This is a genomic window from Kineococcus sp. NPDC059986 (genome assembly GCF_040702905.1).
Taxonomy (GTDB): Bacteria; Actinomycetota; Actinomycetes; order Actinomycetales; family Kineococcaceae; genus Kineococcus.
Window position 1 is genome coordinate 21692 of sequence record NZ_JBFBND010000021.1, and the last position, 21545, is coordinate 43236.

General features: G+C 74.2%; 16 protein-coding genes. 8 read left to right on the forward strand and 8 right to left on the reverse strand.

Features of this window, described 5'->3' with window-relative positions; all coding sequences use genetic code 11:
- The first annotated feature begins 16 nt into the window (after window positions 1–16).
- Window positions 17–2347 (forward strand): EAL domain-containing protein, encoded by a 2331-nt coding sequence (locus tag AB0637_RS15915; protein ID WP_366173437.1) that lies wholly within the window; start codon window positions 17–19, stop codon window positions 2345–2347.
- Window positions 2344–3459 (forward strand): GNAT family N-acetyltransferase, encoded by a 1116-nt coding sequence (locus AB0637_RS15920; RefSeq protein WP_366173438.1) that lies wholly within the window; start codon window positions 2344–2346, stop codon window positions 3457–3459. Before AB0637_RS15915 ends, AB0637_RS15920 begins: the two co-directional genes overlap by 4 nt.
- Here AB0637_RS15920 and AB0637_RS15925 read toward each other — a convergent pair.
- Together AB0637_RS15925 and AB0637_RS15930 are read right to left on the reverse strand one after the other, a co-directional pair.
- On the reverse strand, window positions 3438–4367 hold the full coding sequence (locus tag AB0637_RS15925) for a M56 family metallopeptidase (protein WP_366173439.1): 930 nt from the start codon (window positions 4365–4367) through the stop codon (window positions 3438–3440). The genes AB0637_RS15920 and AB0637_RS15925 overlap by 22 nt on opposite strands.
- A gap of 42 nt (window positions 4368–4409) precedes the next feature.
- Complete coding sequence (locus tag AB0637_RS15930; protein WP_366173440.1) at window positions 4410–4799, reverse strand: BlaI/MecI/CopY family transcriptional regulator; 390 nt, start codon at window positions 4797–4799, stop codon at window positions 4410–4412.
- Between the two features lie 107 nt (window positions 4800–4906).
- Here AB0637_RS15930 and AB0637_RS15935 point away from each other — a divergent pair, with 107 nt between their 5' ends.
- Genes AB0637_RS15935 through AB0637_RS15955 form a run of 5 tightly spaced genes read left to right on the forward strand, consistent with a single transcriptional unit; the run spans window position 4907 to window position 12325 of the window.
- A complete protein-coding gene (locus tag AB0637_RS15935; RefSeq protein WP_366173441.1) occupies window positions 4907–6352 on the forward strand; it encodes a cytochrome ubiquinol oxidase subunit I in 1446 nt (481 codons plus the stop codon).
- 18 nt (window positions 6353–6370) lie between these two features.
- Window positions 6371–7429: a cytochrome d ubiquinol oxidase subunit II gene (gene cydB / locus AB0637_RS15940; protein WP_366173442.1), complete on the forward strand. Its 1059-nt coding sequence runs from the start codon at window positions 6371–6373 to the stop codon at window positions 7427–7429.
- Window positions 7426–10839: a thiol reductant ABC exporter subunit CydD gene (cydD, locus tag AB0637_RS15945; RefSeq protein WP_366173443.1), complete on the forward strand. Its 3414-nt coding sequence runs from the start codon at window positions 7426–7428 to the stop codon at window positions 10837–10839. Before cydB ends, cydD begins: the two co-directional genes overlap by 4 nt.
- A gap of 53 nt (window positions 10840–10892) precedes the next feature.
- Window positions 10893–11615: a hypothetical protein gene (locus AB0637_RS15950; RefSeq protein ID WP_366173445.1), complete on the forward strand. Its 723-nt coding sequence runs from the start codon at window positions 10893–10895 to the stop codon at window positions 11613–11615.
- A gap of 17 nt (window positions 11616–11632) precedes the next feature.
- Window positions 11633–12325, forward strand: coding sequence for a M15 family metallopeptidase (locus tag AB0637_RS15955; protein ID WP_366173446.1), 693 nt, complete (start codon window positions 11633–11635; stop codon window positions 12323–12325).
- Here the strand turns inward: AB0637_RS15955 and AB0637_RS15960 are convergent, their stop codons facing one another.
- Both AB0637_RS15960 and AB0637_RS15965 read right to left on the reverse strand, forming a co-directional pair.
- Window positions 12326–12880 carry a Uma2 family endonuclease gene (locus AB0637_RS15960; protein WP_366173448.1) on the reverse strand — a complete coding sequence of 185 codons (555 nt, stop codon included), beginning with the start codon at window positions 12878–12880 and terminating at the stop codon, window positions 12326–12328. It abuts the gene before it with no gap.
- Window positions 12881–12938: 58 nt separating this feature from the next.
- Window positions 12939–13484, reverse strand: coding sequence for a hypothetical protein (locus AB0637_RS15965; RefSeq protein ID WP_366173449.1), 546 nt, complete (start codon window positions 13482–13484; stop codon window positions 12939–12941).
- A gap of 185 nt (window positions 13485–13669) precedes the next feature.
- Here AB0637_RS15965 and AB0637_RS15970 point away from each other — a divergent pair, with 185 nt between their 5' ends.
- On the forward strand, window positions 13670–15778 hold the full coding sequence (locus AB0637_RS15970) for an EAL domain-containing protein (RefSeq protein WP_366173450.1): 2109 nt from the start codon (window positions 13670–13672) through the stop codon (window positions 15776–15778).
- A gap of 2 nt (window positions 15779–15780) precedes the next feature.
- Here the strand turns inward: AB0637_RS15970 and AB0637_RS15975 are convergent, their stop codons facing one another.
- The 4 genes from AB0637_RS15975 to fliS form a co-directional block, all read right to left on the reverse strand.
- Window positions 15781–16776 (reverse strand): glycosyltransferase family 2 protein, encoded by a 996-nt coding sequence (locus tag AB0637_RS15975; protein WP_366173451.1) that lies wholly within the window; start codon window positions 16774–16776, stop codon window positions 15781–15783.
- Window positions 16777–16802: 26 nt separating this feature from the next.
- Entirely contained in the window at window positions 16803–20630 is a 3828-nt protein-coding gene (locus AB0637_RS15980; RefSeq protein WP_366173452.1) for a fibronectin type III domain-containing protein, read from the reverse strand.
- Window positions 20631–20741: 111 nt separating this feature from the next.
- Window positions 20742–21095: a hypothetical protein gene (locus AB0637_RS15985; protein ID WP_366173453.1), complete on the reverse strand. Its 354-nt coding sequence runs from the start codon at window positions 21093–21095 to the stop codon at window positions 20742–20744.
- On the reverse strand, window positions 21092–21499 hold the full coding sequence (gene fliS, locus AB0637_RS15990; protein WP_366173454.1) for a flagellar export chaperone FliS: 408 nt from the start codon (window positions 21497–21499) through the stop codon (window positions 21092–21094). The genes AB0637_RS15985 and fliS overlap by 4 nt, the downstream gene beginning before the upstream one ends.
- Window positions 21500–21545 lie beyond the last annotated feature (46 nt).

Consider the following 21545-nt stretch of genomic DNA (forward strand, 5'->3'; position numbering starts at 1 on the left):
GACCTTGGAGGTAGTCGTGAGCTCAACCAGCAAGCAGCGGTCCGTGCTGCCCCCGCGCTGGCAGCGTGCACTGCACGTCGTGCTGCTGCTCGTGCCCGCGGCGTTCGTCGTCTCGACGCTGCCCGGGGTCCGCCCCGCCCCCGGCTACTCCCTGGTGCTGGACGGCGTCCTCAACAACCTGGCCTACGAGGCGGCAGCCGCGCTGTGCCTCGTGCGGACCCTCTCGATCCAGGGCTCCCGCCGCGGCGGGTACCTGCTGAGCGCCGGGCTCGCGGTCTACGGCTCGGGCAACGTCTTCTGGACGATCGTCGTGCGCCCGCTGGCCGACCCGCCCTACCCCTCCGGCGCCGACCTGGGGTTCCTGCTCTTCTACCCCCTCGTCTTCGTGGCCCTCATCCTGCTGGCGAAGCAGCGCGACGCCCGGCACGCACGCAGCCTGTGGCTGGACGGCGTCGTGGGCGCCCTGGCCGTCGGTTCCGTCGCGGCCGCGGCCGTCATCGGACCCATCGTCTCCGCCGAGGGCAGTTGGGCCGCCGTCGCCACCACGTCGGCGTACCCCGCCCTCGACCTCGTCCTGCTCATGGTCCTGGCCGCCGTGCTGGCCCTGTACGGCTGGCGGCCCCCGAAGGGGCTGTGGTTCCTGGCCGCCGGCCTCGTCGTCTTCGTCGTCGCCGACGTCGTCTACCTCTTCGCCACCGCCCAGGGCACCTACGTCTCCGGCGGCCTGACCGACGGCGTCTGGGTCTGCGGGGTCGTGCTCATGGGGTTCACCCCGGGGTGGACCTCGGCGCCGACGGGTCCGCAGCTGCCGGGCTGGGCGCTGCTGTCGATCCCGGTCGTGTCCACCGCGGTCGCCCTGGGCGTCCTCGTCGTGGACCACCGCTACCCGTTGCACCCCATCGCGATCGCCGTCGCGGCAGCCACCGTCCTCAGCGCCCTGGCCCGGCTCGTGTCGACCCTGCGCGACGTCACCAAACTGGCCGAGCACCGCGAACTCGCCCTCACCGACGAACTCACGGGACTGGCCAACCGCCGTGCGCTGTACCGGCGCGCCCCCGAACTCCTGTCCGCGTGCACCGGGGACGAGACCGTCGCCCTGCTGCTGCTCGACCTCGACGGGTTCAAGGAGGTCAACGACAGCCTGGGCCACCAGGCCGGCGACGCGCTGCTGCGCGACATCGCCCGCCGCGTCCGCGAGGTCGCCCTCACCGACCGCACGGTCGTCGTGCGCCTGGGCGGTGACGAGTTCGCCGTGCTGCGCGCGGGCGCCGGCCCGTCCGAGGCGTTGTCGGTGGCCGACGCCGTGCACACCGCCCTGCACGAGGCGTACGGCCTCGACGGCGTCCAGGTCCGCGCCCGCGCCAGCATCGGCGTCTCGGTCCTGCCCGCCGCCACCGCGGAGCTCTCGACCCTGCTGCGGCAGGCCGACGTGGCGATGTACCACGCCAAGACCCGGCACCTGGGAACGTTCTCCTACACCGCGGAGGTCGACGAGTTCGCCTCCGGAGAGCGGCTGGAGACCGCCGAACTCCTGCGCGCCGACATCGAGGCCCGCCGGATGCTGCTGCACTACCAGCCCAAGGTCGACGTGGCCACGGGGGCGGTGCACAGCGTCGAGGCCCTCGTCCGCTGGCAGCACCCGCGCCGAGGGCTGCTCTTCCCCGACGCCTTCCTGCCCGTCGTCGAGACCGCCGGGCTCATGGAGTCGATGACGCGGGCCGTCCTCGAACAGGCCCTCGACCAGGCCGCGGTCTGGGCGGCGGCGGGCCGGCCGTTGTCCGTCGCGGTGAACCTGTCGGCCTCCTCCCTCGGCGACGTGACGTTGCCCGACCGGGTCGACGACCTGCTCACCGAGCGCGGCCTGCCGCCGGAACTCCTCGAGATCGAGATCACCGAGGACTTCCTCATGGGCGACCGCGAACGCGCCCAGGGGATCCTGGACGGTCTGCGCCGCAGGGGGATCCGGGTCGCCGTCGACGACTACGGCACGGGGTACTCCTCCCTGGCGTACCTGCGGCAGCTGCCCATCGACGACCTCAAGCTCGACAAGTCGTTCCTCACCGACCTCACGGGCGACCCGCGGGCCCTGGCCATCGTGCGTTCGACGATCGTGCTCGCCCACTCCCTGGGCCTGCGCCTGGTCGCCGAGGGTGTGGAGGACGAGGAGACGAACCGCGAACTCGCCGCCGCCGGCTGCGACGTCGTCCAGGGCTGGTTGTACGCCAAGGCGCTGCCCGCAGCGGACCTGGAGGAGTGGCTCCGCACCCACGACGCCGCCCCGACTCCCGACGCCACCCCCACCCCGATCCCCGTCCCCGTCCAGGCCTCGGCCGGAGAGTTCTCGTGAGCATCCCCCTGCAGTTCCGCCCCGCCCCCGGCACCGCCCCCGCCCCCGCCCCCGCCCCCGCCACCGACGAACTCCTCGAAGGCCGCGACGCCGTCCTGCGGGCGCTCGCCGCGGACTTCCCCGGAGCCGCCGGCGGTGACGCCCACGGACCCGTGACGGCCTCGGCCGCCTGGGTGCGTCGCGCGGTGGCGGCCGCCCCCGCGGGCGCCGTCTGGGGGGTGCTCGTGCGCGCCGGCGGCGCCGTCGCCCTGGCCGCGCTCGCCGACCGGGTCCACGACGGTGGCACCTCGTCGGACCTGCTGACCGGCGGGGACGGCTACCGCAGCGGGGTCCTGACGACGCCGGACCTGCACGCCACCGCCGACCCCGTGCACTGGGCCGTCCGCCTCGGCGAGGCCCTCGCCCGCGGGGCGGACCACCGCCGCACCGCGTTGCGGTTGACGGGGCTGCCCGACTCCCCCGCCGCGCACGCGCTGGCGGCGGCCGCCGGCGCCGGGACGGTCGAGGAGGCGCCCGTACCGGTCGTGGAGCGACCCGTCGACGGCGCGCACCTCGTGAGCGCGGGGATGCGCAAGAACCTGCGCAAGCTGACGAACCGGCTGGCCACCGACGGTGTGCGCGTCGACCTGGCCCTGACGCGCGACCCGGCCGCCTTCGAGGCCGCGCTGCCGGAACTGGAGACCGCCTACCGCGACCGCGACCTCGCCCACGGCGTGCCCTGCCCGCTGGACACCCCGGCCGGACGCCGGACCTGGCTGGACCGCCTCGCCGCGCTGGACGAGGTCGGCCGGCGCGAGCTCGCCACGCTGCGCCTGGACGGCGAGCTGGCGGCCTACGTCGTCGGGGTTCCCGGGGCCGGACGCTACGGCGTCTTCGACGGCCGGTTCGTCACGCGCTGGGCGCGGTACTCCCCCGGTCGCGCCCTCGAGCACGCCGTCCTGCAGCACGCCTTCACCGACCCGGCCACGCAGGTCGTGGACTGGATGACCGGCGTCGCGCCGGAGACGCTGCTGACGGTGAGCCGCTTCGAGCCGCGGATCGCGGTGCACCGGGCTGCCCCGACGTCCGCCGTCCGCGCCCTCGCGGGCGTTCAGCCGGCCAGCGCGCGGTAGCTGGCCTCGAGCCACGGCACGGCGATGGCCAGCGTCGGACCGCCGAGGACGACCGCGGCCGTGGCGTAGGTCGCGATCGACAACCCGCGCCGTGGGGGCCGGGCGGCGAGCCGGCGCACCCGGGCGAGCGCGGCGGAGCCGACCGGCATCTCCCGACCGGGCTCGTCGCTGCCGGCCAGCGCCACGAGGGCGCGGGCCAGGGGCTGCGACCCCGCGCGCCGGCGGGCGGCGTCGTCGGCGAGCATCTCGACGAGCAGGCGCACCGAGTCCAGCGCGGCCTGGCTGGAGACGAACCGCGGGAAGGCGGCGTGCAGGGCGGTGAAGCCCTCCAGGACGAGGTCGTGCCGGGCCCGCAGGTGGGCCCGTTCGTGGGCGAGCACGGCCCGCACCTCCTCGGGGGTGAGGCAGGCGAGCATGGCGTCGGAGACGACGACGCGGGAGCGGACCCCGGGCACGCAGTAGGCGACCCGGCCCGGTCCCGACAGCACCCGCACCCCGGTCCCGGACAGCAGCGCCGCGTCCACCTCGGAGACGGACTCGTTGCGGTGCAGCAGGTCGACGAGGTCACGGTGCCGGTTGCGGCGGCGCCGGGTCCGGATCCCGACGAGGGTCGCCACGACCCAGAACCGCACCGTGACGATGGCCACCAAGGCGGACCCGAGGCCGATGAGCGTGGTCTGGACGACGCCGTGACGTTCGAGGAAGGGGAAGCCCGGTTCCTCGGTGAAGAGCAGCGACAGCGAGGCCAGGCCCGCGCCCAGGGTGGCCAGGACGGCTCCGAGGGCGATGGCCTGCCAGAGCACGAGGGCGGCGCGCGGGACCTGCCAGGTCCACCGTGCACGCGCGAGGAGCGCCGGGACGGGACCCGCCAGGAGCAGCGCCAGTGCTGCGAACCAGACGGCTGTCACGGTCCGAACCTACGGCGTCCGCGGCCGGGTGCGGTGCACGACTCAGGCGGAGGGGGTGGCGTTCCCCCGGTCGGGGGCGACGGCGTCGAGCGCCTCGCGCAGCGCGGCGGCCTCCGCGGGCGAGACGCCCCCGATGAAGTGGACGAGCGCGGCCTGCCGGTCGTCGACCGACGGCACACCACCCAGGGCGTCCAGCATGAGCTCGGCGACCATCTGCTCGCGGGAGGCGACCGGGGTGTAGCGGAAGGCTCGCCCCTCGCGCTCCTGGCGCACGACGTGCTTCTTGGCCAGGCGGTCCAGGACGGTCATGACCGTGGTGTAGGCGATCTTGCGGTGCTCGGCCAGCTGCTCGTGGACCTCGCGCACGGTCAACGGCTCACCGGCCGCCCACAGGCGGTCCATGACGTCGCGTTCGAGTTCTCCCAGGGCCACAGGTAGATGTTACGTCAAACACACTGCCGAACGCGAGCCGTCGTACTACCGATTCAAGTACTACAGTTGGTCGTAGTACGACAGGACGTCGTAGGAAGGCGGAGGACGTGACCATCGAGGACCTCACCCGGCTCCAGTTCGCGGTGACGACGCTCTACCACTACCTCTTCGTGCCCTTGTCGATCAGCCTGGCGCTCTTCACGGCGCTGCTGCAGACGGCGCACCTGCGGCGCACCCGCCGCGGCGGGGACGACACCTTCGGACGCCTCTCGCTCCTGGTCGGCAAGCTGCTCATGACGACGTTCGCCGTGGGCGTCGTCACCGGCCTGGTCCAGGAGTTCCAGTTCGGCCTGTCCTGGAGCTCGTTCGCCCGCTTCTACGGCGACGTCTTCGGCCCCACCCTGGCGGTCGAGGGGATGCTCGCCTTCTTCCTCGAGGCGACGTTCCTCGGCCTGTGGTGGTTCGGCCGCGACCGGCTCCCGGCCCTCGTGCACCTCGCGACCATCTGGATCGTCGCGGTCGGCACCACGATCAGCGCCTTCGTCATCCTCGCGGCGAACTCCTTCATGCAGAACCCCGTCGCCTACACGATCGACGCCCAGACCGGCCGCGCCCGGCTCGGCAGCTTCTCGGAGCTGCTCTTCAACGAGGTGAACCTCGCCGCCTTCCCGCACACCTACGCCGGCGCCGTCATGGCCGGCGGGGCGCTCGTCATGGCCGTCGGCGTGTGGCACCTGCTGCGCGGGGACTACGCCGAGGACACCCGCGAGTTCGCGGCCTTCCGGACGCTGTCGCGGTTCGGGGCCTGGGCGACGCTGACCGGAGGCGGCCTCGTCGCGGTCAGCGGCGACGTCCTCGGCAAGGTCATCACCCAGGTGCAGCCCATGAAGATGGCCGCCGCCGAGGCGCTGTACCGGACGACCACGGGCGCCCCGTTCTCGATCTTCTCCTACGCCCCGCTCGGCAGCGACAAGCCGACGTTCTCCCTCGAGGTCCCGGGGTTCCTGTCCTTCCTGGCCAAGGGGTCGTTCTCGGCCCAGGTGCTCGGGATCAAGGACCTGCAGGACGCCTACGCGGCGCAGTTCGGCCCCGGCGACTACGTGCCCTTCATCCCCGTGGCGTTCTGGAGCTTCCGGCTCATGATCGGCGTCGGGATGTTCGCCGTGCTCGTCGCCGCGGCCCACCTGTGGGTCAGCCGGAAGTCCCGCGTCCTGCGCCCGGACCGTCGCCTGGCCCAGGGCCTGCTGTGGTCGGTCGGCCTGCTGCCCCTGCTGCCGCTGGCCGCGAACTCCTTCGGCTGGATCTTCACCGAGACCGCCCGGCAGCCGTGGCTCGTGTTCGGCTTGTTCAAGACCGCCGACGGGGTCTCCCCCGGTCTGACGTTCGCCGAGGTCGCGACCAGCCTGGCCGCCTTCACCGTCGTCTACGGAACCCTGGCCGTCGTCTGGGTGAAGCTCGCGTTCCGGCTGGTGCGCAAGGGGTTGCCGGAGATGCCCGCCCCCGCCCCGGCCGAACCGGCCGCGGACGACGACGAGTTCGTCACCACCTACTGAGTTCGGGAAGGATCCGTCGTGGAGCTGTCCGTCCTGTGGTTCGGGATCGCCGTCCTGGCCTGGGTGCTGTTCTTCGTCCTGGAGGGCTTCGACTTCGGCGTCGGCTTCCTCGGCCCGCTGCTGGGCCGGACCGAAGCCGAACGCGGCGCGGCCGTCCGCACCGTCGGCCCGGTCTGGGACGGCAACGAGGTGTGGCTCGTCGCCGCGATCGGCGTGACGTTCGCCGCCTTCCCCGACTGGTACGCGGCCCTGCTGTCCGGCCTGTACCTGCCGATGATCGCGCTCCTGCTGCTGCTCGCGGTCCGGGGTGTGGCCATCGAGTTCCGCGGCAAGCACGACACCGCCCGCTGGCGGAACCGCTGCGACACGGCGCTGGCCGCCAGTTCGCTGCTCCTGGCCGGCACCTGGGGCGCCGTCCTCGGCGTCCTCGTCTCCGGGCTCGCGCTGTCCCCCGGCGGTGAGGTCCACACCGCCGGCTGGCTCGGCGGGCTGGGCCGCTCGCTCGACCCGCTGTTCGGGCCCTGGGCCGTCCTGGGCGGGTTCGCCGGCGTCCTGCTGACGACCGTCCACGGCGCGACCTTCCTCGCACTGCGCACGACCGGGGTGCTGCGGCAGCGGGCCCGGCGCCTGACGGTCGCCACCGCCCCCGCCCTCCTGGTCGTAGCCCTGGCACTGTTCATCGCCGCCGGTCACGCCGTCGTCGCCGCCGCGGCCGCCCTGCTGGCCGTGGCCGCCGTCGCCGCCTGGCGCCGCGCCGAGGCGCTCGCGTTCGCGGCGACGACCCTGGCCGTCGCCGGTAGCGTCGTGGCGGTGTTCACCGCCCACCTGCAGACCGGCGCGGGCACCGGCGCGTGGGTCCTGCTGCGCAGCACGCTCGGCCCGGCCGGCGACGTGACCCTCGGCGCGGCCGCGGCCTCCCCCGCAGCCCTGCACCTCATCACCGTGGCCGGGGTCGTGGTCCTGCCCGGCGTCATCGCCTACCAGGCCTGGTCCTACTGGGTGTTCCGCCGCCGCGTGGCCAGCGGTCCCGGGCGGCGCACCGCCCACCCCGCCGCGGTGGGCCGAGCCGCCCGGTGAGCGCGGTGCGCGGCCCGCGCGGCCCCGTCGACCCCCGGCTGCTGCGGCACGCCCGACCGGCCCGCGCGGGCATCGCCGCGATCGGCGCGGTCGAGGCCGTCGGCGCCGGGGCGCTCGTCGTCCAGGCCGTCGCCCTCGCCGACGTCGTCGTCGCCCTGTGGCACCGCGACGACCCCGGGCACGGCCTGTGGCTGCTGCTCGTGGCCGTCGCCGGCCGGGTCCTCACCTCCTGGGCCGCCACCCGCCTGGCGCAGCGGACCGCGAGCGCCGTGCGCGACGACCTGCGGGTCCGGGTGCTGGAGCGGACGCTGCGGCTGGGGCCGGCGTGGGTCGAGCGGTTCGGTCGCGGCCGGCTCACGGCGTTGCTGACGCAGGGGTTGCCCTCGCTCGACGGGTGGTTCACGCGGTACGTGCCCGCGCTCGTGCCGGGGGTCCTGCTACCGCCGGTGGTGCTGCTCCTGCTGGCGCTCACCGACGTCGAGTCCGCCGTGACCGTGCTCGTGACGCTGCCGCTGGTGCCGGTGTTCGCCGTGCTGCTGGGCAAGGCGACGCAGGCGCGCGCTGACCGGCAGTGGCGCACGCAGCGGACCCTGGCCGCGCACTTCCTCGACACCGTCCGGGGGCTGCCGACGTTGCGCGCCCACCGCCGCGCGCAGCGGCAGGTCGCGGCCGTGGCGGCCACGACGGACGCGCACCGCTGCGCGACGATGTCCGTGCTGCGGGTGGCCTTCCTGTCCTCGACGGCGCTGGACCTCGTCGGGACGCTGTCGGTGGGGCTCGTCGCGGTGACAGCGGGGATGCGGCTGGCCGGCGGGTCGCTGGACCTGCACACCGCCGTCCTCGTCATCCTGCTGGCCCCGGAGGCGTACCGGCCGTTGCGGGAGGTGGGCGCCCGCTTCCACGACACCGCGGACGCGGCGGCCGTGGTCGACGACGTGGACGCCGTGCTGTCGGCGCCGCTACCCCTGTGCCCCAGCGTCTCCGCCCCCGTGCCGGGGATCCGGTTGCGGGGCGTCGTGGTGCGCCGCGACGACGGCACCCCCGTGGTGGACGGCGTCGACCTCGACGTCGTCCCGGGCGAGCTGCACGCCCTCGCGGGCCCCAGCGGGGCGGGCAAGACGACGCTGGCCCGGGTGGCGGCGGGGGTGCTCGTCCCCGACGGGGGCACCGTCGAGCACGACCCCGCGCTGGCGCACCTGCCGCAGCGCCCCGAGTTCGGGCACGCGGTCACCGTGGCGGACGCCGTCCGCGCCGGCCGGGAGGCCACCGACGAGCAGGTCCGGGCAGCGCTGGCCGCTGCCGCCGCGGCCGACCTGGACCCCTCGACCCCCCTCGGGGAGCACGCCGCGGGATTGTCGGCCGGTCAGCGCCAGCGCGTCGCGCTGGCCCGCACGGTGCTGTCGGCCCGGCTGGGAGCCCGGGTCCTCGTCCTCGACGAGCCGACCGCGCACCTGGACCCGGTGTCCGAGGACGCCGTCGTGGCGACGCTGCGGTCCCTGGCCCACGCCGACGGCCTCGCCGTGCTCGTGGTCGCCCACCGCCCCGCCCTCCTCGCCGCGGCCGACCGCACCACCTCCCTCACCCGCCCCGAACCCCACCCCGAACCCCACCCGGCCCCCTCGGGGGCGGACAACACTCTTTCCAACCTCGGAAGGCGGTCTTCGGGGGCGGGAGACGTGCTCTCCGCCGTTGGGGAGCCGACCGCCCGGGGACGCTGGGCCGGGCCCGGGGCGGTCGCGGCGGGTGTCGTCGCCGTGCTGGCGGGGCTGACGTTGACGGCCGCGGCGACGTGGCTGCTCGTGTCGGCGGCCGACCGGCCCCCCGTGCTGACCCTGTCGGTGGCCGCCGTCGTCGTGCGCGCCAGCGCGACCGCCCGACCGCTGCTCGCGTACGTCGAGCGGCTGCTGAGCCACGACGCGGCGTTCGCCCGGCTCGCGCGGTGGCGGTCCGACGTCGTGGCGACGCTCGTGCCGCGGCTGCCGGGACCGTTGTCGCGCAAGCAGTCCGGTCGATCCGGGGAACTGCTGGTGCAGCTCGCCGACGACGTGGACGCCCGCGTCGACGGTGTGCTGCGCGCCCGCCACCCGGCGACCGTGACGGTCGTGGCGCTCCTGCTGGGCGTGACGGCGCTCGCCGTCGTGCACCCGCTGCTGGCCCTGGCCGCGGTCCCGGGCCTGCTCGTGGCGGTCGTCGCGGCGCCCGTCGTCGCGGCGGCCGCGGAACGTCGGGAGGGGGCCTCCACCGGCTCGCACCGCGCGGCGGCGGGCGCGTTGAGCGCCGCGACGGTCGAGGTCCTCGACACCGTCGAGGACCTGCAGACGCTCCCGGCCGACACCGCGCTGGACACGGTGCGGCAGCGCCAGTCCGTGCTGGCCGGGCGGGAACGGCGGCGGGCGCGCGCCGCGGCCGCGACGGCCGGGCTGACCGCCGCCGTGGCCGGGCTGGTGGCCCTGGGCCTCGCGGCTGCCGCCGGTCGGTTCGAGGTCGGCGGCGCACCGGTCGCGTGGACGGCCGCGGCGGTGCTGGCGGGGGTCGTCCTCGCCGACGCCACCCGGGGTCTGCCGGACGCCGCCCGCGCCGCCGTGCGCGCCCGCCGGGCCCGGGAACGGGAGGCGGCCCTGCTCGCCACCCCGGTCCCCGCCGCGGAGCCGGCGCAGCCGTCGCCGTTGCCCGCCCCGTCGCCCACGGTCCTGCGGGTGCGGGGCCTGCGGGCGGACTGGGACCGCACGAGCGCCACCCCCTGCCTGGACGGGGTGGACCTGGACCTGCGGGCGGGGGAGGTCGTCGCCGTGCGCGGGCCGTCGGGGTCGGGCAAGTCGACGCTGGCCGCTGTCCTGCAGCGCTTCCTCGACCCGGTCGGTGGGGAGGTGCTCCTCGACGGCGTCGACGTGCGCGCTCTCGCCGGTGACGACGTCCGGTCAGTGGTGGGACGGGTCGGCGACGACGAGCACGTGTTCGCCACGTCGGTGCGGCAGAACCTGCTGCTCGCGGCGCCCGGGGCGGGCGACGAGGACCTCGTCGCGGTCCTGGAGCGGGTGCGCCTGGGCGACTGGCTGCGCGCCCTGCCCCGCGGTCTGGACTCCCACGTCGGCGACGGCGGCGCGCCGCTGTCCGGTGGGGAGCGCCGGCGGCTCGCGATGGCCCGCGCCCTGCTGGCCGACGTGCGGGTCCTGGTCCTCGACGAGCCCTCCGAGGGGCTGGACGAAGCCACGGGACGTCGTCTCGTCGCCGACCTGCTGGACGTGCGGGCGGGACGGACCGTCCTGCTGCTGGCCCACCGGGAGGAGGGTCTGGACCGCGCCGACCGGGTCCTGGACCTGGAGGCCGGAAAACTGAGCCCGGGGCCGGAAGTCACCCGTTCGGCCCACCGTTCCGGGTTCACCACGGGTTCATCCGTGGTTAACCTGTGACCCCGCCCACCGCCTGACCTTCCGGCACCGGGCACGACCGGGGGTTCCCGCCGATGCTCGAGGTCACCGTCCGACCGCGCCACCTGTTCTTCGTCCTGCTGGGCGTGATCGTCGTCCTGTCGGCCGCCAGCTACGCCTTCTTGCTCCTGACGGTGGGTTTCGGCGTGGACTCCGGCGCCGTCGTCGCGGCTCGCAAGTTCGTCGACGTCAACGCCGAGACGAACCTGCCGTCGTGGTTCTCCGCGGTCCTGCTGACCGTCACCGGGCTCGTGACCTTCGAGGTCGGTCGCCGCGCCTTCGTCGAAGGCCGCCGCTGGCGGTGGCACTGGATGGTCCTGGGCGCGGGGTTCTGCTACCTGTCCCTCGACGAACTCGTGGGTCTGCACGAGAAGCTCGTCGACCCGATGACGGCGGTCGTCGGCGACGCCGGGGTGTTCAAGTACGCCTGGGTCGCCGCGGCCCTGCCCGCCGTCGTGCTCGTCGCCCTGTTCTACGCGCGGTTCCTGCTGGCGCTGCCGCGGCGGACCGCGGCGCTCGCCCTGCTCGCCGGCGTGCTCTACGTCGGGGGTTCGGTGGGGTTGGAGATGGTGGCCAACGCGTTGTCCGACATCGGTTTCAGCGAACAGGGCCTGGCCCTGGGCACGTTGCAGGCGGTGGAGGAGGCGTGCGAGATGGTCGGGCCGGCCCTGTTCCTCGCGGTCGTGGCCGGGGTGGCGCAGCGGGACCGCGAGGTCGACGTGACCACGTCCGTGGCGTCCCCGGTGCGCACCGCCTGAGGAGGTAACGTGCGGTGATGGGTCGCCTGCGCACCGTCGTCCTGCCGCTGCTCCTCCTGCTGGGGGCCTGCGCGGCGCCCCCCGCGACCGTGGGTGCCGACGCCCCGCGCGTCAGCCAGAACCCGCGTCCGCTGCGCACGCCCGTCGTCCCCGCGTTCACCTCCTCGGTCGCCGCGGTGAGCGCCGCGGAACTGTCCGCGTCCTGGCGACCGGGCTGCCCCGTCGCGCCCGCGAAGCTGCGGACGGTGACGGTCTCCTTCGTCGACTTCGCCGGCGCCCCCTCGACGGGGCGGCTCGTCGTGCACGCCGACGTCGCGGACGCCGTCGTCGCGGTGTTCGCGCAGTTGTACGCCCAGCGGTTCCCGATCGCGCGGATGGAACCCGTCGAGGCGTTCGGGGGTTCGGACGACGCCTCGATGGCCGCCGACAACACCTCGGCCTTCAACTGCCGCGCGACGACCGGCGGGTCGGGTTTCTCCGAGCACTCCTACGGCACGGCGATCGACCTCAACCCCGTCGAGAACCCCTACGTCAAGGGGTCGACCGTCCTGCCCGCCGCGGGCCGCGCGTTCGTCGACCGCCGGCCCGGGCGCGGAGTCGTGCTGGCCGGGGATCCGGTCGTGCGGACGTTCGCCGACCACGGGTTCTCCTGGGGCGGGGACTGGTCGTCCCTGAAGGACTACCAGCACTTCTCCGTCTCCGGGGACTGATCAGCCGAGCAGTTCCGCCACGTCGACGCGGACGGTCGCGATCCCCAAGTCCAGGTCGGCGACGTCGCCGCGTCCTAGGGCAGCCATCGGGGTGAGGATGCCCTCGACGAGCGCGTACGCAGTGACCAGTTCGTCGCGCGGGTCCACGATCCAGTACCGCTTCAACCCTGCCGCGGCGTACTTCGCGCTCTTCCAGACGAGGTCGTCGCCGCGATTGGAGGACAAGACCTCCACCACGAGCTCGGGGGTGCCGGTGAAGCGAGCGCCCGTCCCGGCGCTCGCGGTGGCGGCGTCGTAGACCATGACGTCGGGGATGAACTCGTCCCGACCAGGCTTCCACGCCCACGCCGTGTTCACCCGGTGCGTCACCGGCAGGACGGCTCTGATCAGCCACGCCAGCTCCAGCGCGATGAACTGGTGCTGCTCACTGGGACTCGGACTCACGACGAGGTGCCCGTCGATGTACTCCGCACGCGGGCCCTCCGGAAGGCTCTGGTACTCCTCCCAGGTGAGGGACCGTCCCACGGTGGACAACAAGCTCGACTGCTCGGTCACGGGACACCTCCTCCTGGTCGGAGTCAGCCTAGCTGCCCACCCATGCCACTGCACCGAGTCAGACCCGGTCGAAGACCCCCCGCTGCCGGGGCAGGCTCGCGGTCGTCGCGACCGGCTGGCAGACGGTCAGCAGCGCGCTCGGCACCTCGAGGACGTCCCCGGAGAGGCGACCCACGCCGGCCTTGTGCAGCAGCCGCGCCGAGCGGTGCGTGCCGCGCACGACGTCGTCGACGCGCACCGACATGGCGGGGACGTCGGTGGCGCGATGCAGGAGGTCGCGCAGCTCCTCGGTCGCCATGGTCACGCGCTCACCGGCGAGGACGCACAGTGCCCAGTCGGCACCGACGTGGGCCAGCGCAGCCTCCTGGGCTCGTTCGCGGTCGTCGGCCCAGAAGCCGGAGACGACGGTGACGGCCGGGTGCAGCGTCGCCTCGAACGCGGCGCTGCCGGGGGCGATGTGGTCGGCCGTGTCGTAGACGACGACCTCGTCGGCGACGTCCACGAGCCCGCGGAGGTCCTGCTCCAGGGCGGGCGCGAGGGCTGCCGTGTCGGTGGTGCCCTGCAGCACGAGGCACGCGGCGAGCGTGGTGCGGGTCGTGGCCATGACGTCTCCTGGAGTTCTCAGCGGTCTCGTGCGAGCGTCCGTCGCTCTCCACCACCATCGGTCGTCGCGCCCAGAGCGTTTCGTCAGTCACAATCCTTTTACGCAGCGTTGACATTCCGGAAGCGTTCGTCCACGAGGTGGACCGATGCTCAAGCCGCAGGAAGGGGGATCCGATCCCCGTGCACGTGACCTCCCCCGCCCCGGGGCCAGCCGTCGACTTCGTCGCCGTGGCCCACCGCGCGCTGCGCGACCTCGCCCACCGCGCGGGGCTCAGCAGCTGGTGGATCGGGCGCACCGAAGGTCCCGACCAGGTGCTCGTCGCCGCCCTGGACCCCGTCTTCGGGTTGACCGCCGGGGACGCCCTGCCGTGGGCGGACACCCACTGCCGCACCGTCGTCGAGCTGGGCGCCGACCCCCTGGCCCTGGACCTGCCGCGCTGGCCGGACTCCCTGCTGTGCCGGCCGGGCGTCGTGGCCGGCGCCCACGTCTCCGTCGTCAGCGTGCCGCTGACCGCCCCCGACGGACGGGTCCTGGCCTCGCTGTGCGGCATCGGCGAGGGCGACGGTGGCCAGCTGCCGGGCCTGCTCGACAGCATCCGGCTGCAGGCAGACCTGCTCGGCGCGCTCCTCGCCGCCGAGCTGGAGCTCGCGGCGCGCTCGCGCTCGGAGCGGCGCGCCGCGGCGACCGCCCGCGTGGACGAGGTCTCCGGGGTGGCCACCCTGTCGACGTGGCAGGAGACCCTCGTGGCCGAGGAGGCGCACGCGGCGCGGCACGCCGTGCCCGTCTCGGTCGTGCTCGTGGAGGTCACGGGGCTGGTCAGCGTCAACGCCGAGCTCGGGCTGCCGGCCGGCGACGCTCTGCTGCACCGGGTCGCGGGCGCCGTGTCGGCGCGCCTGCGCGACGGTGACCTCGTCGCCCGCCTCGCCCCGGACCGGTTCGGTGTCCTGCTGCCCGGGACCCCCGTCGACGGCGCGTCGGCGCTGTCCGGCCGGTTGCGCACCGCACTGGCCGCCGAGGGCGTCGCCGTCCGGACCGGGCACGCGACCCGCACGCACGCCACGACGTCGTTCGCCACGTGGGCCCTGGCCGAGGAGCGGCTCGGCGCCGACCGGCCGACCGTGCCGGACCGGACGCCCGTCCCCGCGCCCCGCACCTCCGGCGGGAGCGCGCTCGACGCCCTGCTCGACCTCGCCCGCCGCCAGCTCGGGGCCGACATCGCGTTCATCACGACGATCGAGGGCGACCGGCGCCTCATCCGCAACGTCGCGTGCCCGAAGGTCGTGCCGTTCGTCCCCGGTACCCCGGCCGCCCCGGGCGACGGGCTGTGCGACGAGGTGGTCGCCACCGGACGTCCCTACGTCGTGGCCGACCTCGGGGTCGGGCACGCGGCGTCCTCGGCCCACGCCCACGGCATGGGCACCTACGTCGGGATCCCGCTGCGCCGGCGCGACGGATCGCTCTACGGGACGTTGTGCGCCCTGTCCCGGCAACCCGACCCGCTGCTGCGGGCCCGCGACGCCGACGTGCTGAGCGCCGTCGCCGACGCGGTCATGGAGCTCGTGGAGGAGGAGGACGGGGCCCGCCGGCTGCGTCGCACCCGGCTGGCCCGCCTCGCCGACCTCGACGCCACCGGCGGCCCGGACGTCGTCTACCAGCCGGTCGTCGACCTCGTGTCCGGCGCGACGGTGGGGGTGGAGGCGCTCAGCAGGTTCCCGAGCGGAACCCCCACCCCCGACCGCTGGTTCGCCGAGGCCGCCGAGGTGGGCGCCGGGCAGGACCTGGAACTGTCCGCCCTCGACAACGCCGTGCAGGGGTTGCCCTTCCTCCCGGGTTTCCTCGCCCTCAACGTCTCCCCCTCCACGATCACGACCCCCGCGTTCCTGCGCCGCCTCGAGGCGTTGCCGCTGGACCGGGTCGTCGTCGAGATCACCGAGCACTCCGCCGTCTCGAACTACGCCGCACTCCTGGGAACTCTGGAACCCTTGCGCCGCAACGGACTACGGATCGCCGTCGACGACACCGGAGCGGGCTACGCGTCGCTGTCGCACGTGCTGACGGTGCTGCCGGACTTCATCAAGCTCGACATCTCCCTCGTGCGGGGCATCGACGCCGACACCTCCCGCCGGGCGTTGACCGCCGGCCTCGTGACGTTCGCACAGGCGACGGGCGCGCGGATCGTGGCCGAGGGGATCGAGACGGCCTCCGAACTGGCGGTGCTGCGCGACCTCGGGGTGGGGTTGGGGCAGGGGTACCACCTCGCCCGGCCGGCGCCGTTGCGGGTCGTCGCGGCCTGAGCTCACCCTTCGACGGCCTCACGGCACAATCCCCGCAGGACCTCCAGCGCTGCCGGGTCGTGCCGGCGTCCCGCCGTGTCGACGATGCGGGTGAGGTCGTCGAGCTGCGCGAGGGCGTCGTGCGGACGTCCGCTCTGGGCGAGCCCCTGGGCCCGCAACCACCGGCAGTACTGGTCGTCGACACCCGCCGCGGACAGCTGGTCCGCCAAGAGGACACCGAGCCCACCCTCCCCCGCGCCCAGCAGGACCCGCGCGAGGTAGTCCGTCGCCTGGGACCAGACCGGTCCCGACGGCACGAGGTCGCGGACCGCCTCGAAGGCGTCGACGGCGCGCTGCGGGTCCCCCGCGCTCAACGCCGACCTGCCGACGTCCAGGACCGCGGCCGCAAGACGGTCCGGGGGCGTCCCAGGGCGGGTGCGGAGGTCTTCGAGCTCCCGGGCGGCCAGCAGGAGGTTGCGCTCGCCCTTGCGGCGACGTGTTCCCTCGTCGGCGTAGCCGTGGTGGTCCAGGCGCACCACGTCACCCGGCAGTTCCACCGGGACCGCGGGGCGGTCCGACGGGTGGTCCACCTGTTCGTGGACGCGCCCCGACCACCGGGCACCCTCGCGGCGGAACAACCGCACCGCCGCCAACTCGTAGTCGCGCCCCCCGTCCACCCCGACGTTGCGGACGCACACCGCCAGGGTGCGTGCGGTCGTCCCCGAGATGCTGCGGCGCAGCGCATCCCGGTCGGCGAAGACGACCTCGTCGGCGTCGACGCTGAACACCCACTCCCCCCGTGCCTCCGCCAGGACGGCGTTGCGGGCGGCGGCGAAGTCGTCGGTCCACGGCGCCTGCAGGGACCGGATCCCCGGCCGTTCCCGCAGGAGCGCCCAGGTCCCGTCCACCGATCCCGTGTCGAGGACGACCACCTCGTCCGCGACGCCGGCCACCGAGTCCAGGCAGGGGCCCAGAGTGGTGGCGGCGTCGCGGACGACGAGGCAGGCGCTCAGGAGCACGCTGCGAACCTACGGCACGCGAGCCGTCACATCCGGGACGCGACCGAACCGGTCGTGAGGTTCTTGGCGTAGGTGTCCACGACCCCGTTGGCGTCGGCGGGGACGAGGGACTGCATCGTGGTCACGAGGACGGAGTCGACGGTCAGGACGTGCAGGACGCCGAACTCCGCCGTCGTCTCCTGCGAGGTCAGGCGTCGCGCCGTGGGCGTCCCGTCGGCCTGGGAGGTCACCATGACCGCCGGGGCCGTGGGGTTCTGCGCGTCCGTCCGGTACCAGTCGGTGCGGTTGTCGGTGTCGGCGCCCACCTTCGCCGTCGTCGCGAAGAACACGTAGCGACCCGACGGGTCGAGTTGGGCACCGTGCTCCCAACGGGACGTGGTGGTCTGGATCCCCACACGCGTGAACTGACCGGCCGCGGCCATGTCCCGGCGGTAGACGAGGAACTCCGCTGCGCTGGACGTGAGCGCCGAGGAGCTGGAGCTGAAGGCCACGAACCGGCCGTCGTCGCTGATCGAGACGTCCCGCGCGTCGTTGCTCACGGGGTAGGCGGCGCTGAGGTTCCCGGCGTCACCCCGACCCGAGACCACGTCCAGGGCCCCGGTGGCCAGGTCCTTGCGCCACAGGACCGCCATGTTCTGCACCGACGAGGGGAACAGCACGAACCGTCCGTCGGGCGTGACGGCCAACGCCGGCCCCGTTGCCCCGGCGCCGATCTGAGCCCCGGTGGAGGTCGTGGACACGCGCGTGACGGCGCCGGTGGTCATGTCCTTGCGGAACAGGTCCAGCACCTTGTTCGTGTCGTCCGGGACGAGGTCCGTGCGACCGGAGAAGAAGAAGACGAAGCGGCCGTCGGCGCTCACGGCCACCGCCGGCCCCTGGCTGTACACGCGCGGTTGCCCCTGCAGTTCCGTCCCGGCGACGGTGGCGACCTTGCCCGAGGTCGGCACCGAGACGAGTTCCCAGGTCGACGTCTGCCGGTCGAGCCGGTAGACGTCGGGGAGCTTGTTGGTGTCGGCGGGAACCTTGGCCAGCGAGGTCACGACCACGACGTAGCGCCCGTCGGCGCTCAGGGCCGACTGACTGGTCCCGAGGTCGGAACCGGCGGCCGTGGGGTCGAGCCGGCTGACCGTGCCCGTGTCGGCGTCGCGCAGGTAGAGCTCGAGCTGGGTGTTCGTGTCCGAGGCCTCCAGCGGGGCGGCCGTGCCGATGAGGCTGAACCGGCCGTCGCGCGTCGTGGAGATCCCGGTGGACCCCGAACCGCTGACCGGGGGCGCCGCGGGGGCGCTCGGGGCCCGGGGGGTGAGCGCGACCGGCGCGGAGAGGGAACCGGACTGACCCGAACCGGCCACCGCCCGCACCGTCACGGCGTACGTCCTGCCGTTGACGAGGCCGGTCAGGGCCGCCGACGTGCTCGTCACGGTCGCCGACACCGTCCCGTCCAGCAGCACCTGGTACGTGGCGGCCCCCGGGACCGGGTTCCACGTGACGGTCCCGGACGCGTCCTGGGCCGCGACCGAGACCCCCGCGGGCGCCGGGAGTTGCGGGGCCGCCGGGGTCACGGGGGTCGCCGAACCCGCGGGGCTCCGGTTGCCCGCCGCGTCGACGGCGACGACGGAGAACGTGTAGGTGGTCCCGTTGACGAGACCGGTCACGGTGGCGCTCGTGGCGCCGGTCGGAGCCGTGGCGCGCACGGTGCCCGACTGGTCCAGGACCTCGTACCGGACGACGTCGGGGCTGCCCGACGACGTCCAGGTCACGGTCGCCGACGCGTCGCCGGCGACGGCCGTGACGGTCGAGGGAGCGGAGGGCGGGGTGGTGTCACGGGGGGTCACGGTGACCGGCGTGGACGCCGCGGAGACGTTGCCGGCGCGGTCCACGGCGACCAGGCGGAACGTCTGTGCCGCATCGTTGGGAAGGCCGGCGACCATCGCCGCAGTGGCGGGGGCGGCCACTGAGGCGACGACGTTCCCCGCGGTGTCGAGCACGTCGTAGCGGGCGAGGTCGGCCTCGGGGTTGGCGGTCCAGCTGAAGGCGGCCGCACCGTCCCCGGGGACCGCCGTCAGGCCCGTGGGAGCTCCGGGCGGGGTCAGGTCTCGCGGTGTGGCGCTCACGGGTGCGCTGGCGGCCGAGACGTTCCCGGCGGTGTCGACCGCGAGGAGACGGAACGACGTCGCCGTCCCGTTCGCCAGCCCGGTCACGACGGCCGTCCGGCCCGGAGCGGTCACGGTGGCCAGGACCGTCCCGCCGGCGTCCACGACGCGGTAGCTCGCCAGGTCGGGTTCGGTGTTCGCCGTCCACGACAGGGCGACCTGACCGTCCCCGGCGACAGCGGCCAGGCCCGTGGGTGCCGCCGGCGGCGTCGTGTCCCGCGGAGTCGCCGAGACCACGGCACTGGCCGCGGACTCGTTGCCCACCGCATCGACCGCCGAGACCGACACCGCGTACGAACGCCCGTTGACCAGACCCGTCAACTGCACCGCCCGCGACGTCGTGACCGGTCGCGCGACACCGTCGACGTACACGCGGTACCCAGCCGTGTCAGCAGCCGTCGAAGCGTTCCACGTCACCGACAACGACGCGTCCCCCGCGCCCACCTGCAACCCCGTCGGAACGTCCGGCGGCGTCGTGTCCCGCGGAGTCGCCGAGACCACGGCACTGGCCGCGGACTCGTTGCCCACCGCATCGACCGCCGAGACCGACACCGCGTACGAACGCCCGTTGACCAGACCCGTCAACTGCACCGCCCGCGACGTCGTGACCGGTCGCGCGACACCGTCGACGTACACGCGGTACCCAGCCGTGTCAGCAGCCGTCGAAGCGTTCCACGTCACCGACAACGACGCGTCCCCCGCGCCCACCTGCAACCCCGTCGGAACGTCCGGCGGCGTCGTGTCCCGCGGAGTCGCCGAGACCGAGGACGCGGCCGAGACGTTGCCCCACCGGTCGACGGCAGTGACCGCCCACGTGAGGGGGGATCCGTTGGGCAGGACCGTGAACGTCCGCGTCGGGGCGGTGCGCGGGACGACCGTCACCACGCCGGCCCGGGTGACCTCGTAGTGGTCGAGGTCGGGCTCGGACCCCGTCGTCCAGGACAGCGTCGCCGTCGTGTCGCCGGCGACGGCCGTGAGCCCTGCCGGGGCGGCGGGCGGGATCCGGTCGTACGGGCCGGCCACGACGCTGTCGGACGCCGTGGAGACGTACGTCGGCTGCGTCCCGACCGCGACGAGGTAGTAGGTGTACTGCGTCCCGAGCACACCCGTGGTGTCCGTCCAGGTTGTTGCGGGGACGGCCACCGTCGCCACCTGGGCACCGTCCCGGTAGACCTTGACGGCCGTGCGGGAGTCGCCCGGCGGCGGGTTCCAGGTCAGGACGACGCTGTCCTGACCCGGGGTCGCGACCAGTCCGGCGGGACGGGCAGGGGTGGTGCCGTTGAGGTTCGGGCTCGCCGTCACCGTGCCGGACCAGTCCGAGTACGTCTTCAGCACACCCGTGCCGTAGACGGCCCGCACGCGCACCGCGAACGAGTTGAGGAAGCTCCCGCTGATGAAGGTGGACGTCGTGCTGCCGCCGGCGACGTCCTTGATCGTCGATCCGACCCCGAGCCCGATCACGCTCGTGTCGTACTGCACCTGGTAACCCGACGGCCCGTCCGTCTTGGCCGTCCACTGCACGTAGACGCCGCTGGAGGTCGCGTCGGCCTGCACGCCCGTGGGAGCGGACTGGTTGCTCGCAGTGGCGGCCGCGGCGGACTGAGGACCGATCCCCCAGGTCGCCGGCAGCGGGGCGAGCACCAGGGCGAGGGCCAGGGTGCCGACGACGGCGGCCTGTCGACGCGGACGGCGGAACGGGGACATCGGGCACCTCGCAGCAGACGGGCCCCGGCACGTCGCCGGGGCTCACCCACTCATCGACCCGATCCATCTAGAACTTTCTGGACTATCTAGAAAGTCACCCGTTCGCGCACCTCACACCGCGGTGTCGAGGAACACCGGCCTGGACTCGGCGCGGTCCAGCTTGGCCAGGGCACGAGTCTGGTGGCGGACGTGGTGCATGGCCTCCTCTAGCGCCGCACCCACCTCCTCCTGCCGGGCGAGCAACCGGCGGGCGCGCTCGGCGAACTGCGCGGGAACCGGCCCCACGACGTCCGGGGACGTCCAGGTGTCCCCCGCGGGGACCTCCGGCACGTACTCGGGGTCGCGGTGCAGTCGGCGCAGCAGGTCCTCGGCGTGCAGGACGTCGACCTCGACGGTCCGCAGCGCCTCCGACCAGGCCGCGACCCAGTCGGCAGTCTGGGCTGCGGCGGCGCCCGCCTCGCTCATGCGCTGCCCGTCGTGCCCGCCATGCCCTTGAGGGCCGCCTCGCGCCACGCCTCGGCGAGCGGCTCCACGGTGTCAACACGGCAGCGTGCGGTGCGCTCGGGGTCGCAGTCGACGTTCGCGGTCGCCAACTCCTTCAGGAGCCAGGTGTAGAGCGACATGAGTCCGGCCGCCCCTTCCCACGCGTCGAGGTCGAGGCTGCTCTGCAGTTCCTGGACGATGGCCTGGGCGTGGATGAGGTTGGTGTGCGCCGTCTCGCGGTCCTGCTCGCGCTGAGCACTCTCGGCTCGTTGCAGGTCCAGCAGGAGGCGGTCGTAGAGCATCACGAGCAGCGTCGCCGGCGTGGCCGTGGCGAGCGCGTCCCCGAGGTAGCGGTTCTTGGATCGGCCGTACGTCATCGAGGTCATGCGGTGGTCCTCCGTGGGGTGAACGGATTGTCGTGCAGTCCATCGG